This window comes from Pseudomonas sp. B21-054 (assembly GCF_026016345.1).
Lineage (GTDB): Bacteria > Pseudomonadota > Gammaproteobacteria > Pseudomonadales > Pseudomonadaceae > Aquipseudomonas.
This window is the reverse complement of record NZ_CP087204.1, coordinates 4,799,154-4,814,219: the sequence shown is the minus strand read 5'-3', so window position 1 is coordinate 4,814,219 and position 15,066 is coordinate 4,799,154. Positions and strand designations below refer to the sequence as shown.

Here is a 15,066-nt window from a genome sequence, read left to right as displayed (position 1 = left end):
TTCAGGGGCGGATCGGATCTTAAAACCCAGCAGAACCCTGTGGTGAGGGGATTTATCCCCGTTGGGCTGCGAAGCAGCCCCAAAACCAGGCAACTCGGTGTGTCAGGAAGATTGAGTTTGCTGTTTTAGGGCTGCTGCGCAGCCCAGCGGGGATAAATCCCCTCGCCACATTTGTGTTCACAGCTTTGGTATTGGCGGTGTTCAAAAAAAACCGGCGCCCATCAGCGCCGGTTTTTTTTAACTTTTTACGCGAATGATAAATAAACTCATTCCGGTTTTTTGCAGGTGCTGCGTCTTACTAAGGTATGCGGGCAAATCGGGTCGGGCAGGGCAGCCCAGGCACCGGATTTGTCCAGTAAAGATTTCGCCGTCGTCCAGCCAGATGACCGTGCCCGGGGAGGGGCCGGTCGGCCACGTACTGACCCATTGCCCCGAGGCAATCGATCGTGCGGGCTCCCCTGTGCTGGCGAGCGGCGGGCCCTTCGGCCCCATGGACTTTTACTTACCCATAATAGAGAGCGCGATGTCAGCAATTCATGAGTTGAAACCTCTGTTCAAGGCACTCGTCATGTCCCGCGGCCTGCGTCCACGTCGAGTGCTGGCCGGTTTGGGGTTGGTCTGCGGACTGCCACTCAGTGCTCAGGTGATGGCTGAAGACGTCAGCATCGACATTCCTGCGCAACCGCTGCCGCAGGCACTGCAAGCGTTCGGTCAACAGACCAACCAGCAAGTGATCTACAACGCCGCCGACATGGCCGGCCTGAAAAGCACCCGCGTCAGCGGCAAGATGAGCCCGCAGGCGGCCATTGCCGAATTGCTCAAGGGCACTGGTGTGCGCTACAGCCTGGAGGGCAACACCCTGATGCTGATGCGCGGCCCTGCCACGGGTGGCCTCGAGCTGGGCGCGACCACCGTGAAGGCAACGGCACTGGACGCGACGACCGAAGGCAGCCAGGCCTACACCAGTAACGCGGTGACGATTGGCAAGGGCACCCATACCCTCAAGGAAATTCCCCAATCGGTCACCGTGATGACGCGCAAGCAGATGGATGACCAGAACCTGGTCAGCCTCAAGGACGCGGTCAACCAGACCACCGGCGTCGTTGGCCTGCAGGGCGTCGGCCAAGGCATGATCCTGTCGTCGCGCGGTTTCCAGATCGACGACTGGCAGTACGACGGTGTGCCGATCCTGCGTAACAACTATTCCCTGGGCAACTGGGCGACCCAGGACCTGATCTTCTTCGACCGCCTGGAAATCATGCGCGGCGCCGCCGGTCTGCTGCAAGGCACAGGCAGCCCCGGCGGTGCCGTCAACCTGGTGCGCAAGCGTGGCCAGAGCGCACCGACCGTGACCCTGACCGGCAAGGCCGGCTCGTGGGATCACTACGGCCTGCAACTGGACGCCGGCGGCCCGCTGAACGACGCCGGCAACATCCGCGGCCGTATCGTCGCCGACGAAGACCAGAGCAACTCCTTCGTCGACCATGCCTGGACCAAGACCCATTCGCTGTACGGCGCGCTGGACATCGACCTGAGCGAAGACACCACCCTGGGCTTCGCCGTCAGCCAGTCCAACGGCGAATCGCGCGGCAACATCCGCGGCCTGCCACGCTACGCCGACGGTTCGATGCCAGACGTGTCGCGTTCGACCTACACTGGCGCGCGCTGGAACCGTTCCGACATCGATGTCACCACCTACTACACCGATCTGGAGCATCGCTTCAACGAGGACTGGGCGTTCAAGGTGGGTGCCGTGTACATGACCGAAGACAACCAGGCGAAAAACCAAAGGACGCAAAATGGCGGTGTCGGCCTCGCCCCTGACGGCAGTGGTGTGCAATATGCCGACTTCGTGACCGATTTCCAGTCTACGAAGTCCGGTCTGGACATGAACCTGAACGGCAAGTTCGAAGCCCTGTCGATGGAGCAGGAGGTCATGCTGGGCGGCAACTTCTCGCAGTTGGAGACGGATGATAAATTCGCCCGTACCTTCAACAACAGCAGCGACACGATCTTCGACCTGAATAATAACCGGCCGGACATCAGCTACGACGGCCTGATCAATAGCCCGGGTGGGCGAGGCACCCTCAGCAAATACGATATCCGCCAGAAGGGTGTATACGGCACCTGGCGCGTCAAGCCGGTCGATGACCTGACGCTGGTGCTGGGTTCCCGGGTCAGTTGGTATGACTTCAGCTACAAGTCGAAAACCGAAACCGCGGCCAACGGTATCACTCGCAACGAGCCAAGCACCGGAACTGAAACCGGCGTGGTCACACCGTACGCCGGCATCATCTATGACCTGAGCCGTGAGTGGGCGGTATACGCCAGCTACACCGATGTGTTCCAGCCGCAGACCGAGGTCGATCCCAGCGGTTCGGTGCTCAAGCCTATTATCGGCAGCAACTACGAAGTCGGCCTCAAGGGTGAGCTGATGGACGGTCGGGTCAATACCTCCCTGGCCGTCTTCCGTTACGACCACGAGAACCGTGCCGTCTCCATCGATGGCTGTACTGACGTGAACTGCTCCAGTGCCTCGGGGAAAGTGCGCAGCCAGGGTATCGATGCGGAAATCAGTGGTGAAGTGGTGGACAACCTGCAGTTGTTCGCGGGCTACACCTACAACACCACCAAGTACCTGGAGGACCCGGACAATGAAGGTCGTGTCTTCAGTACCTGGACGCCGAAACACATGCTGCGCGTGTGGGGTAACTACCAGTTCACCGGTGACTGGAGCCGTGTCAGCACGGGCTTGGGTTTCACCACCCAAAGCCACACGCTTGTCTACGACTATGACCGTGAAATCCCGGGTTACACCGTATGGAACGCCCGCGTCGGCTACCAGCTGACGCCGGAAATCGCTTTGGCGGTCAACGCCAACAACCTGTTTGACAAGAAGTACTTGACCTCCGCTTACAACCAGCTCAATGGCAACAACAACTTCGGTGACCCGCGTAACCTGATGTTCACCGTGAAGTACACCCCGCAGTTCTGATTCGCGCGCGCAGAAAAAACCGACCCGCCTTGTGCGGGTCGGTTTTTTTATGGCTGATGGGGAAGTGTGCAAACACCTGAAGCAGCACAAAAACTGTGGCAGCCCAAAACCTGTGGCAGCCCAAAACCTGTGGTGAGGGGATTTATCCCCGTTGGGCTGCGAAGCAGCCCCAAACCAAGCAGCTCGGTGTGTCAGGAGGATTGAGTTCGCTGCTTTAGGGCCGCTTCGCAGCCCAGCGGGGATAAATCCCCTCACCACAATGACTGTGCCTGACGCTACTTATCGTGTGTCGTGCTGCTCAGAAAAGCCTCGATCAGCGAATCGAGCAACGTCTCATCAAAGATCATGCTGCGATGGCGCAGCGGGGAATACACCGAGCAATGCAGCTCCCCAGTTAGGCTATAACCCTTGATCAAACTCTCGCAGAAGGCCAGTTCTTCTGGCGTTTTTTCCGCCTGGGTCCACCAGCAGCTGGGGCGTACCCGTACCGGTTTGAAGGTGAATCCGTCGAACGCTTCCAGCAACCGATCATGCACCGAGAACGCCTGGGCGTTCATGACTTCATCCTTGACGCTCTGCACGATTGACAACAAGTCGCCTCGCCCCGGCTCGATCTGGCTGGCGGCCCATTCGTGGAATGCCTGGACCGTGCTGTCGGGGTGCTCTTGCCGGTAAGCCGCCGTGCGCTCGGTGAGGGTTGGAAACAGCAGGTCGAAGTATTCGATGGCCCCAAGCAGATCCTGGGAGGCTGGGTCGGCTTGTTCATCGCCTGGCAAATGCCGATGACGCGCCAAGGTTGCCGGGTACAGGTGTTCCGGAATCGTGCTGTCCACCAGGCCGAGGAAACTCACCGTGTAGCCCTGGCTTTCCAGCGTCGCCGCGATGTCCAGCGCGATGGTCCCACCCAGGGACCAGCCCATCAGGTAATACGGGCCTTGGGGCTGGGCCGTGACGATTTCCCGGCTGTAATCGGAGATCATCTCGCGCCAGGCTTCAGGGCTCGCATGGGGTTCGCTGAAGCCACGGTGCATGACGCCAAAGGTGCGCGCCCGGTGTTGGAGTTTGCGCGCCAGTGGCTGATAGCAGAAGACGATGCCCCCGCTGGGATGCAGGCAAAATAACTGCGGTGCGCTGGCGGGTGCGTTGTTCAATTCGACAAGGCATGGGGTCTGCTCCCGATGTTTTTGCGAAATGAACAGGGCCAGCTCGGCGATGCTCGGGTGGGCCAGCAGCTCTTGCAGCCGCACCGTGATATTCAGGCGGGCCTTGAGGTTGGCGATCAGCTCGATGGCCAGGATCGAATGCCCGCCCAGTTCAAAGAAGCTGTCGTTGACACCCACGCGCTCGACCTTGAGGGACTGTTGCCAGAGCTGCGCCAGGGCCTCTTCCAACTGAGTGCGGGGCGCCACGTAGTTCGAATGCCGGAGGCTGGCGTCGGGCTCCGGCAAGGCCTTGCGGTCGAGCTTGCCATTGGCATTGAGCGGTAAATGATCGATGAACAACAGGTGACTGGGCACCATGTAGTCCGGCAGCTGCGCTTTGAGCGCGCTCAACAAACCTTCGCGTAACTCGGTCGTGGACGGTTGCGTGGCAATCACATAGGCGATCAGTTGCAGGCCGCCCGGGCCTTCATGGGTCAACACGACACAATCGCGCACCTGCGGCAGCGCTTGCAGGCGCGCCTGGATTTCGCCCAATTCAATGCGGAATCCACGGATCTTGACCTGATGATCCAGACGCCCGATGTATTCGATGCTGCCGTCGGTGCGGTAGCGCGCCAGGTCGCCGGTGCGATACAGGCGTCCACCCGGCAGCGGATCGAACGGGTCGGGGATAAACCGGCTGGCGGTCAGGTCGGCGCGCTGGTGGTAGCCACGAGCCAGGCCGGCCCGGCCGACATACAACTCACCGATGCAACCCTTGGGAACCGGGTTCAGGTGCGCGTCGAGCAGATACCAGGACAGGTCGACGATGGGCTGGCCTATAGGGCTCGCGGCCTCGCTGTTCAGGTCCTGCATCGACAGCGGTCGCCAAGTGACATGGACCGTCGTCTCGGTGATGCCATACATGTTGATCAATTGTGGCGACTGGTCGCCGAAACGTTCAAACCAGGGCCGCAGGCTCTGCACGTCAATCGCTTCGCCGCCAAAAATGACTTGGCGTAACCGGTGCTCAAGCGGCTGCCGAGGCGCGCAGGCGACCTGCAACAACGACTTGAACGCCGAAGGCGTCTGGTTGAGCACGGTGACGTTTTCCTGGCAAAGCAGGGCGTAGAACTCCTGCGGCGAACGGCTCACGGCGTGAGGCACGATGACCAGCCGGCCGCCGTGCAGCAAGGCACCGAAAATCTCCCACACGGAAAAGTCGAAGGCATAGGAATGGAACAGGCACCACACGTCCTGGTGATCGAAACTGAACCAGTGCTCCGTGGCCTGGAACAGGCGGCTGACGTTGTGGTGCGCGAGCAGTGCGCCCTTGGGCTTGCCGGTCGAGCCTGAGGTGTAGATCACGTACGCCAGGTTATCCGGATGCATCGGCACATCCGGATTGTGTTCGGGATAGGCGCTATCGGCATCGTCCAAATCCAGCAACAGACAATTTATGTCAGCGGGCAGCGCCAGCGATTCACGCAAATGAGCCTGGGTCAGGACCTGGGTGATGCCGCTGTCCTCGATCATGTAGGCCAGGCGATCGGCCGGGTAGGCCGGGTCCAGCGGCACGTAGGCGCCACCGGCCTTGAGAATCGCCAGCAGGCCGATGAGCATCTGCGGCGACCGCTCGACGGCGATGCCGACCAGCACGTCGGGCCCGACGCCTTGCTCGATCAGCCGATGGGCCAATGGGTTGGCTTGTCGGTTGAGCTCGGCATAGCTCATGTGCTGCCCTTCAAAGGTCAGGGCGATGGCGTCGCCCGTGGTGGCGGCATGGCTTTCGATCACCTGGTGCAGGCAACGCCCACGGGGCAGTTGGGTCGGCTGGCGGTTCCAGTCGTGCAGGGTTAGCTGGCGTTCATCAGCACTGAGCAATGGCAGCTCGCCGAGGGCGCGTTCAGGTGTTTCGATCAGGCCCCGCAGCAGGTTCTGCCAGTGCTCGGCCATGCGCTCGATGGTTTCAGTGCGATAGAGGTCACGGCTGTATTCGAAGGTCGCCACTACCTGCTGTTGTGAATAGTCGACATCCAGCGATAAGTCGAACTTGGCCTGGTTGTCACCGGTATTGAGAAATTCCAGCGCCAGTTCGCCTTTGGGCGACATCGGCAGGGACGGCGAGCCGGTGCGCCAGTTGAACAACACCTGGAACAGCGGACTGGCGCCCTGTACGCCGGGACGTTGCAGCTGATCGAGGATCAACTCCAGCGGGTAGTCGGCATGTTCAAGGGCTGCGAGGGACTGCCCGCGCAGATTCCGGAGAAAATCCAGCCCGCTGCGGCTCGAGTCGATTCGTGTGCGATACACCTGGCTGCTGACGAAAAAACCTACCAGGTCTTGGCTTTCATGGCTGTTGCGGTTGGCGTTGGGGACGCCGACGGTGAAATCGTCCTGGTTGCCGTACCGGCCCAGCAACATTTGCCAGGCCCCCAGCGCCACCACGAAAGGCGTCAGCCCCTGGCGTTGGCAGAACGTGTCCAGGGCCTGTGCCAATGCGGGGGCAAGTGACAGATGTACGCGTCCGGCCATATGTTGCTGGCCTGTGGCGCGGGGGAAATCCTGGGGCAGCTCCAACGTGGGCAGGTCCTGCCCCAGGTAGCGACTCCAGTATTCGCCACTGCGCTGGCAGGCCGTACTCTGCAAGTACTCGCCTCGCTGGCGGGTCGCGTAGTCGGCGTATTGCATGGGCAATTGTGGCAGCGGTGTCGGATCGCCGATCAAGGCCCGGGCATAGGCCTGGGTCATGTCCTGCATGAGGATCGTGTTGGACCAGGCATCGGAGACGATGTGATGCATGTTGAGCAACAGCACGTGTTCGTCGCTGTCCAGCCTCAGGAGCGTGGCCCGCATCAGCGGCGCGTGGCTGAGATCGAACGGTTGCCGGGCGTGCAGCTCGATGCGCTGTGAGAGTGCCGTGGCCCGCGCCTGGGGGGCGAGGGCGCCGAGGTCTTCCCGGTGCAGGACGAGGCAGGCGTTGCGCTCGACGACCTGGACCGGCGCGCCGTCGATGTCATTGAACGCGGTACGCAGGATGTCGTGTCGGTCGATGACGCGATTCAGGGCCTGTTCCAGGGCGTCGGCGTCGAGCTCACCGCTCAGGCGCAGGGCCCGTGGCAGGTTGTAGGCCGAACGGGCCGGGTCACGCTGGTGCTCCAACCACAAGCGTTGCTGGGCGAAAGACAGGGGGGCGCGGTCCAGTCGGCGGCGGCTGGACAGGGCGTGCGTGTCGCCCGCCAGGTCATCGAGCAGCAGCGTCAGCAGATCATCATCTAGCAGTTCGTTCATGGTGTTCTCGCGGTAAACAGCATTGCGTCGGGCGGGCTCAGGCAAACGCCGCCGCAGCTTTTTCACTGACCACCTGACCGGCCTGCATCCGGACCAGTTGATCGGCGATGTCGAAATAGCGGTCGTCGTGGGAAATGACGATGATGGTTTTGCCCAGTGCCTTCAGTTCCGGCAGCAGTTCGGTATAGAACACCCGCCGGAACACTGGATCCTGGTCGGCGGCCCATTCGTCGAACACCAGCACGGGGCGCTCCTCGAGCCAGGCGTTGAGCAACGCCAGGCGTTTGCGCTGGCCGGTGGACAGATCGGTGGTGCTGAAGGCACCGTCGCGGATGCTGACCTTGTGGGCGATTTCCAGACGCTCCAGGTAGCGGTTGGCATCCTTGGGCACCTGTTGATCGCCCTGGACCAGCTCATCGAACAGGTAGTAGTCGGCAAAAATCGTGGTGAACAACTGGCGATAATCATCCCGTTGAGCGGCCCCTACCGGCGCGCCGTCGAGGAGGATTTCGCCGCCCTGGGGGAAATAGAGGCCCAGCAGCAGTTTGATCAGCGTGGTCTTGCCCCCACCGTTTTCGCCAACGATGAACACAATCTCACCTTGGGCGATGGACAAGTTGACCGGTCCCAGGGCGAAGGGTTGGCTGCCTTCGACCACCGGGAAGGCGTAGTGCACATCACGCAGTTCCAGCTGCTGGATCGTGGGTTTGCGCAGGTGCTTGTCATCGAGCAGCAGATGCGGCTCTGGTGAGGAAAACTGCTCGCCCAGTTCGGCAATGCGCTTGAAGGCAATGTTCGCCCGGCTGATCACCGGCAAGGTCATCACCAGGTATTCCAGCGGGCCCTTCATGTACAACAGCACCAGCACGAAGCCGCTGAGCACGGTTTTATCGATGCCCAGCCACAGAGATTGCAGGGCCAGGACCAGGCCAATGACCACGAAGAACAGCATCGAGCCGAAGGTCTTGGCCACCACGAAGGTGTTGACCGAGCGGATGTTGGTCGCGCAGATATAGTCGGCGGTCGCTTCGATGCGCTGGCTGAACATGCGCTGGCGGCGTGGGCGATGAATGCGCAGTTCCTTGGCCCCGGCGGCGATGGCGCCGTAGTGTTTCTGCAGCGCATCCTCGGCCTCACGGGCCGCTTCGAAACCCCGGATGCCACGGGCACGCGCCAGGTATTGCACGACCGTGCCGATCACCAGCGCCACCAGCAGCAGGAAAAACATGGGCAGTGACAGGTAGGCCAGGTAACCCAGGCAACCGAGGGTGACCGTGAAGGCGATGGCCAGCGGCGCGAAAGAAAACGCGAAGTCGCTGACGGTGTTGACGTCGTGGGTCAAGACCGGAATGAGCCGATGGCTGCGATAGCGTTCGATCTGTTCGATGGGGGCCAGCAGGACTTTCTTGCCCAGGGATTTACGCAGCTCGGCGATGATGTTCTGGCCGACATGGTTGGTGCCGATGTCCGACAGAATCGAGGCCAGCAGCGCCGCCGCGCAAAGCCCGGCGAACGTCGCCAGCAGCCGGGGCGTGGGCGTTGTGGCGGCGTTCAGGGCGTCGTTGATGGTCGCCAGCAGGGCGGTGATGCTCAGGCCGCCCAACATGCCCAAGAGGATGGAACCTACGACAATCAGCCGGAAGGGTTTGAGCAAGGTGAACATTTCATTGATCACCCCGCGTGTTGGTTGGCTCATGGAGGTTTCCCTGCTTGATGAAAAGGGCGAAGGCCATCGCGGGCATTCACCGCATGGGCTGGAGGACGGCGGCACGCCGGTTGGGGCGCGCCCACCTGTAGAACGATTGGTGGGGGAGGGGATTTAGTGATGCCTACTGCATCGGTCCAGACGAACGAAGCACTTTGTGGCGAGGGGATTTATCCCCGCTGGGCTGCGAAGCGGCCCCAATGAAATCACCGCGTTATTTCTGACTGATCGGTGTTGCCTGTTTGGGGGCTGCTTCGCAGCCCAACGGGGATAAATCCCCTCGCCACAGGTTAACCATGTCTCCGGTCTAAACAGGTATTTGGACGAGTCCGTTGATTTACATATCCCGCGCCACCCGAAAACCAATCCAATCGCCGCGATCGCTGGGCACCAATGCGTTGCGGTTGCCGGAGCGGGAGAACACCGGTGCTTCGCCCCAGTCGTTGCCACGGATCCGCTTGAACTCGCACTTGCCGGTCAGCCAGGCGCTGCCGTCGCTCGGCGCGCCGACGTAGCTGTCGTTGTAGCAATCGGCCGTCCACTCGTAGATGTTGCCGTGCATGTCGTAGACGCCGAAGGCGTTGGGCGCGTAGCTGCCGGCCGGCGCGGTGAAGTTGTAGCCGTCCGCCGCACCGTAGGTGTTGGCGTGTTGGGCGATGCTGTATTCCTTGCCTTCATCGAACGGGAAGGGGAACGGGCCGGTGCTGCCGCCGCGTGCCGCGTACTCGCGCAGGGATTCGCTGACCAGCCGGTACTGTTTGCCGGTTTTTTTCGACAGCCAGGCCACGTAAGCGTTGGCCTCGGCGAAGTCCATGCACACCGCCGGGTGTCGGTCGGTGTATTGCTTGCGCGGGTCGCTGCCCTGGTAGTCCGGGATACCGGCCTTGCAGGCGCGACCGGGACGCTTGTCGCCGTCGGGCATCTGGTAACCGGTGTCGCGCAGGTAGGCGAACCATTCGCCCTTGAGCACCTGGAAGCGGCTGATCGCCAGCGGTTTGGCGAAGGTCACCGGGTGCATCGGACCTTCGTCGGGTTCGCGGCCCACTTCATCTTCCGGGGTGCCCATCTGAAAGGTGCCGGTGGGCAGCACGACCATTTCCGGGCAGTCCTTGCAGTCACGGAACACCTGCCCCGGTTGCGAGGCCTGGGCGCCGGAGGGCAGCAGGGCGGCGAGGGTCAGTGCCGGCAATAGCTTCAACGAAAAACTGTTCATCCATCTCTCTCGATAACGTCAGGTTCAGAGTGTTTTGCCCAGCAAGCCCATGAACCGATCGATCTCGGCTTCGCTGTTGAGCAGCCCCGGCGCGGTACGGACCACCGGCCCTGCATCGCGGTGCACGGTGTCGGCGATCACGCGATTCTTCATCAGGTAGCCGGCGATCTCATCGCTGTCGCGACCCTTGACCCGGAAGAAGGTGAAACCGGCTGAAAGATCCGGACTCAGAGGCGTGACCAGTTCGATCTGCGGCAGTGCCACCAAGTGTTTTTTCAGGTAGGTGTTGAGGGCATGAATGCGTGCTTGCACCTCGGCCTTGCCCAGTTGCAAGTGCAGCTTGAAGGCTTCGTCCGCCGCCCAGCGATGCTCGAAGGCGTGGTAGCCGCCCGGCGTCAGGGTGGTGGAAAACGCCGTGGCTTCGGAAAAGGTCGGGATGATCGGCGTGACGTACTTGAGCTCTTCGCTGCGGCTGCACACCAGGCCCGTACCCCGTGGGCCGAACATCCACTTGTGGGTGCCGGCGATGAAGAAGTCGCAGTTCATCGCCGGGAAGCCCAGGTCCTCGACGCCAAAACCGTGGACGCCGTCCACCACGTAAACGATGCGCTGCGCCTCGCTGCGGCCTTGGTTGTGCTTGTCCACCAGCGCGCCGATCTTGTCGATGGGCAGCTTCACGCCGCTGCCTGAATGCACCCAGGTCATGCCCAGCACTCGAGTCTCAGGGCGGATGTTGCGGTCGATGGCCGTGAGGATTTCTTCGTGGCTAGCGTTGTGGGCGTTTTCGAACAGCTTGATCTTGCGCACCCGGGTGCCATCCCGTTGGGTGCGCAAATCGAGGATGGTGTGGGTGGCGTAGTGCTCGTGGGCAGTGGTGAGGATTTCCTGATCGGCCGCCACCTGCACGCCGCCGTAGATTATCGCCAGTCCCTCGGTGGTGCTGCCGGTGAGGGCGATTTGCTTCGGCGTGGCTTGCAAGTAACGGCCGGCCCAGGTCCGCACGTTCTCCTCGCGTTCCTCGGTAACACCCAGGTCCCAGTCCATCAACAGCCCCGGATTTTTATCCAACGCGGCGCGGTGTTTTTCGATGGCCTCGCGTACCGGACGTGGGTGGGTGGTGACCAGGAAATTGGAGAAGTGCAGGTACTTCGGGTCCTGGTCGAACAGCGTGCGCAACTGCGCCCATTTGTTACGCGGCAGTGGCGGCAGCGAATCGGCGGCGGCCGTGGCTGGCAGGCTGGTGGCCAGCGGCAAACCGGCGGCGAGGATCCCGGCTTGCTTCAAGAATTTGCGGCGTTCATTCATGGCTGGACGGCTTCCTGGGTTGAGGCCAGGGTCGGACGGGCCGATTTCTGGACTTGATCCCAGACTCGCAGGAAGTTGCCGCCCCACAGTTTGGCGATGTCGGCTTCGGAGTAGCCACGGGTCAGCAGCTCGGCGGTGACGTTGCGGATGTCGCCGACGTTCTCCCAGCCTTTGACGCCGCCACCCTCGTTGAAGTCCGAACTGATGCCGACGTGGTCGATGCCGATCTTGCGCACGGTGTAGTCGATGGCATCCCCCAGGTCCTTGAGGCTGGCCTTGGGTTCTTCCTCCAAGATGGCGTAGAGCTGGCTGGCGTATTCGCCAAACTTCTTCTCCGGCCAGGCGGCGATGATCGGGTCGCCGGGCATCAGCGCCATCGCCAGGTTGGGCAGCGGTGGCAGGTCGAAACGTTCGCGCAGGGCGTTGAGCCGGTCCTGGGTCTTTTGCGTCAACGGGCGCAGGTATTGGGAGAAGCCGACGATCTGCACCACGCCGCCACTGGCCTTGATCAGCTGCATTTCCTTGTCGCTGAGGTTGCGCGGGATGTCCACCATCGCCCGGGGTGCGGAGTGCGAGGCCACCAGCGGCGTGCGGCTCAGTTGCGCGACTTGCTCCAGGGCCTGGGTCGACATCTGCGACACGTCGATGATCACGCCGAGGTCGTTCAGGCGGGTCACCGCTTGCTTGCCGATGTCCGACAGGCCACCGAGGGCGTCGGGGGAATCGTTGAAGAACGGCAGCGGGCGCGAGGAGTCGGCCCAATCGTTGTTGCCGATGTAGCTGAAGCCGAACATGCGCATGCCCCGCGCCGTCCACAGGTCCAGCAGGCTCAGGTCATGGCCGAGGGGGTAGGCGTTGAGCATGCTGATGAAAATCGCAAACTTGCCTTCGCCGTGCAGGCGGCGGAAATCATCCGGGGTGTAGGCGATGGCGACCTGGTTGGGAAAGTCCCGGACCAGGCCGGTGATGATCTTGTAGCGCACTTCCTGTTGGTTGCGCGCTTCCTCGACGAACCCGGCGGTAGGTTTGTGCGGCGCGTTGTCGCCGTTCCACAACTCGGGCCAGCCGAACACCGTCAGGGCCGCGCCGGACAGCTGCCCGCGATTGGCCTTGACCAGGTCGAACTGACCGCTGCCGTCCTTGTCGGCTTCATTGCCGGCGGTGCCGAAATCCAGCGGCACGGTGATGTGGCTGTCAAAGGACAGCAGGCGTTCGTGCAGCTCCCGGGCTTCTTTCATCACCTTGACCGGGTAGCCGGGGTTGTCCCGCCACCAGTGGTCCCAGGCTGCCAGACCACCACCGACGGCCAGCGCCAGGGCCAATGGCAGGCCGATGAAAAGAGCCTTTTTCGAACGTCGTGTTGTCATTGCCGATCTCAGTCAGGTTCGCCTTGGAAGGACAGGCGCAGGGGCCTTTGCTATCTGGGGAGAACGAGTGATCGGGCGGAAAATTTAGGCGCTTTCAAGGGCCCCTTCGCGAGCAAGCCCGCTCCCACATTGGAACGCGGTCACCTGTGGGAGCGAGCTTGCTCGCGAAGGCGGCCTTGAACCCATCAAATTTTCATCGAATGTACTCACCTCTATTGTGGGAGCGAGCTTGCTCGCGATGAGGCCCTCACAGCCTCTATAAATTTGTTGGCCCGCCCATCGTTCTAGCTTGGATAAAGCCCGTTCCAGGGCTGGACACAGGTAAGGCAATGACGATTTCTCGACGATGGTTCATGGCAGGCCTGGCGCTGACCGGTGCCGCCGTGCCTGCGGTGTATTACGGGCATCGCGAACTGACCCGGCCGGACCCGACCATCACCCCCGGCGAGGCCTCGTTCGATGTGGCCGACGTGGCAGGCCAGCGTCGGGCCGATACGTTGCGGGGCATCTGGACGATCCGTTTCACCGGCCGCGACGCCGGCCTCGACGGCTTGCCCCAGGACGGTCTCCAGGTGTTCCTCGATATCGGCCACAAGGGCCGTGGCCTGGTGGGTTGCCTCGATACCGCCGAACGGCTGCGTGCCGGGGATGAACCGCGTTATCGGGTGTTGGGCGATTTGGCCGACACCAACCCCAAGCAACTGAGCTGGCGACTGATCGGCGCCCAGGCCCCGGGCGGCGCGCCGGACTATGAATTCACCATGACCCTGGACGAAGTCTGGGCCGGCTTCGGCAATGCCGGCACCGCGACGCTCAGCGGTCGTGTGTTGCGGTTGGATCGTCCGCTGGGCCTGCTGGAACTCGACAATCAGTTCATCGCCCGCAAGCAAGCCTTCCCCGAAGCCCGCGAGCGTACGCCGCTGAGCCCGGCGCTACTGGCCTGGCTGGTGTCGCCCGAGCATCGGCTGTTCCACCAACTCTGGCATGCTTCCCGGGATAAATGGCACACCCTGGACGAGGACAAGCGCAACGCCTTGCGCGGCATCGGCTGGCAGCCCGGCCCCAGGGACCGGGAGCGCGATGCCCGCGGGCCGCGCAAGGATCGCAACGGCTCGGGCATCGATTTCTTTTTCATGCACCGGCACATGCTGGGCACCGCGCGTTCGTTCCAGCCGCTGCCATCGTGGCCGCGCTTCCCCTTGCCACAACCGGAGCTGGAGCGTGATCGCCCGGGCTTCGCCCGCTATTTCGATAACCACGACGGCACCGCGTTGCCGCCGACCTGGCTGGCCGATGGCGACGAGCAATACGCCCAGTGGGTCAGCGACATCAAGACTGCCGAGACCTACCACAGCAATTTCCAGGTCTGGGAATCGCGCTACCGCGACCCGCGTTATCTGTCGAAACTGACCCTGGGCCAGTTCGGCTCGGAAGTGGAACTGGGCCTGCACGACTGGCTGCACATGCGCTGGGCCTCGGTGCCACGGGACCCGTCCAACGGCCACCCGGTGCCGTTCGCCCGCGACCCGGACGACTTCGCCCAGCGCTGGTTCGCGCCGGAAAACGACTTCCTCGGTGATCCGTTTTCCTCCCATGTGAGCCCGGTGTTCTGGGCCTTCCACGGCTGGATCGACGACCGCCTCGAAGACTGGTTCCGTGCCCATGAGCGTTTCCACCCGGGCGAAGTGAGCCGGCTCGAAGTCAGCGGCGTCCCTTGGTTCGCCCCCGGCCGCTGGGTGGAAATCGCCGACCCCTGGCTGGGCCCGGACACCCACGGTTGCAACACCACGCCTGGGCTACAGGTCGGGCGCTCGGTGGAAATGGACCCGGAAACCATGAAACTGGCGTTGCGCATCACCTTCGGCAGCGATGACAAAAAGCTCACCGAACTGTTCCGCCGGGTGCCGCAACGGCCGTGGTATGCGCGCAATCTCAAGAGCAAGCCCGTTTAACCTTTCCTATTGGATGAACACTGTTGTGGTGAGGGGATTTATCCCCGCTGGGCTGCGCAGCAGCCCCCAGAGCCGGCACCTCGGTGTGTCAGGTGT

The 15,066-nt window shown here is 62.3% G+C and carries 7 protein-coding genes; 2 read left to right on the top strand and 5 right to left on the bottom strand.

The window, feature by feature from the left end; translation table 11 throughout:
* The first annotated feature begins 523 nt into the window (after positions 1 to 523).
* Positions 524 to 2,995, top strand: coding sequence for a TonB-dependent siderophore receptor (locus LOY70_RS20745; RefSeq protein WP_265029155.1), 2,472 nt, complete (start codon positions 524 to 526; stop codon positions 2,993 to 2,995).
* Between the two features lie 275 nt (positions 2,996 to 3,270).
* On the opposite strand, the gene LOY70_RS20740 is transcribed toward LOY70_RS20745, so the two are convergent.
* The 5 genes from LOY70_RS20740 to pvdM all read right to left on the bottom strand — a co-directional run bounded on the left by LOY70_RS20740 (position 3,271) and on the right by pvdM (position 13,018).
* On the bottom strand, positions 3,271 to 7,428 hold the full coding sequence (locus LOY70_RS20740) for an amino acid adenylation domain-containing protein (protein WP_265029154.1): 4,158 nt from the start codon (positions 7,426 to 7,428) through the stop codon (positions 3,271 to 3,273).
* A gap of 37 nt (positions 7,429 to 7,465) precedes the next feature.
* Positions 7,466 to 9,124, bottom strand: a complete 1,659-nt coding sequence (locus tag LOY70_RS20735; RefSeq protein WP_265029153.1) for a cyclic peptide export ABC transporter — start codon at positions 9,122 to 9,124, stop codon at positions 7,466 to 7,468.
* 346 nt (positions 9,125 to 9,470) lie between these two features.
* Positions 9,471 to 10,346: a formylglycine-generating enzyme family protein gene (locus LOY70_RS20730; protein WP_265029152.1), complete on the bottom strand. Its 876-nt coding sequence runs from the start codon at positions 10,344 to 10,346 to the stop codon at positions 9,471 to 9,473.
* Between the two features lie 24 nt (positions 10,347 to 10,370).
* A complete protein-coding gene (locus LOY70_RS20725) occupies positions 10,371 to 11,651 on the bottom strand; it encodes an aminotransferase class V-fold PLP-dependent enzyme (RefSeq protein WP_265029151.1) in 1,281 nt (426 codons plus the stop codon).
* Positions 11,648 to 13,018 (bottom strand): pyoverdine-tailoring dipeptidase-like protein PvdM, encoded by a 1,371-nt coding sequence (gene pvdM / locus LOY70_RS20720; RefSeq protein WP_265029150.1) that lies wholly within the window; start codon positions 13,016 to 13,018, stop codon positions 11,648 to 11,650. The genes LOY70_RS20725 and pvdM overlap by 4 nt, the downstream gene beginning before the upstream one ends.
* A gap of 329 nt (positions 13,019 to 13,347) precedes the next feature.
* Here pvdM and LOY70_RS20715 point away from each other — a divergent pair, with 329 nt between their 5' ends.
* A complete protein-coding gene (locus LOY70_RS20715) occupies positions 13,348 to 14,970 on the top strand; it encodes a PvdJ/PvdD/PvdP-like protein (RefSeq protein WP_265029149.1) in 1,623 nt (540 codons plus the stop codon).
* The last annotated feature ends 96 nt before the right edge of the window (positions 14,971 to 15,066 follow it).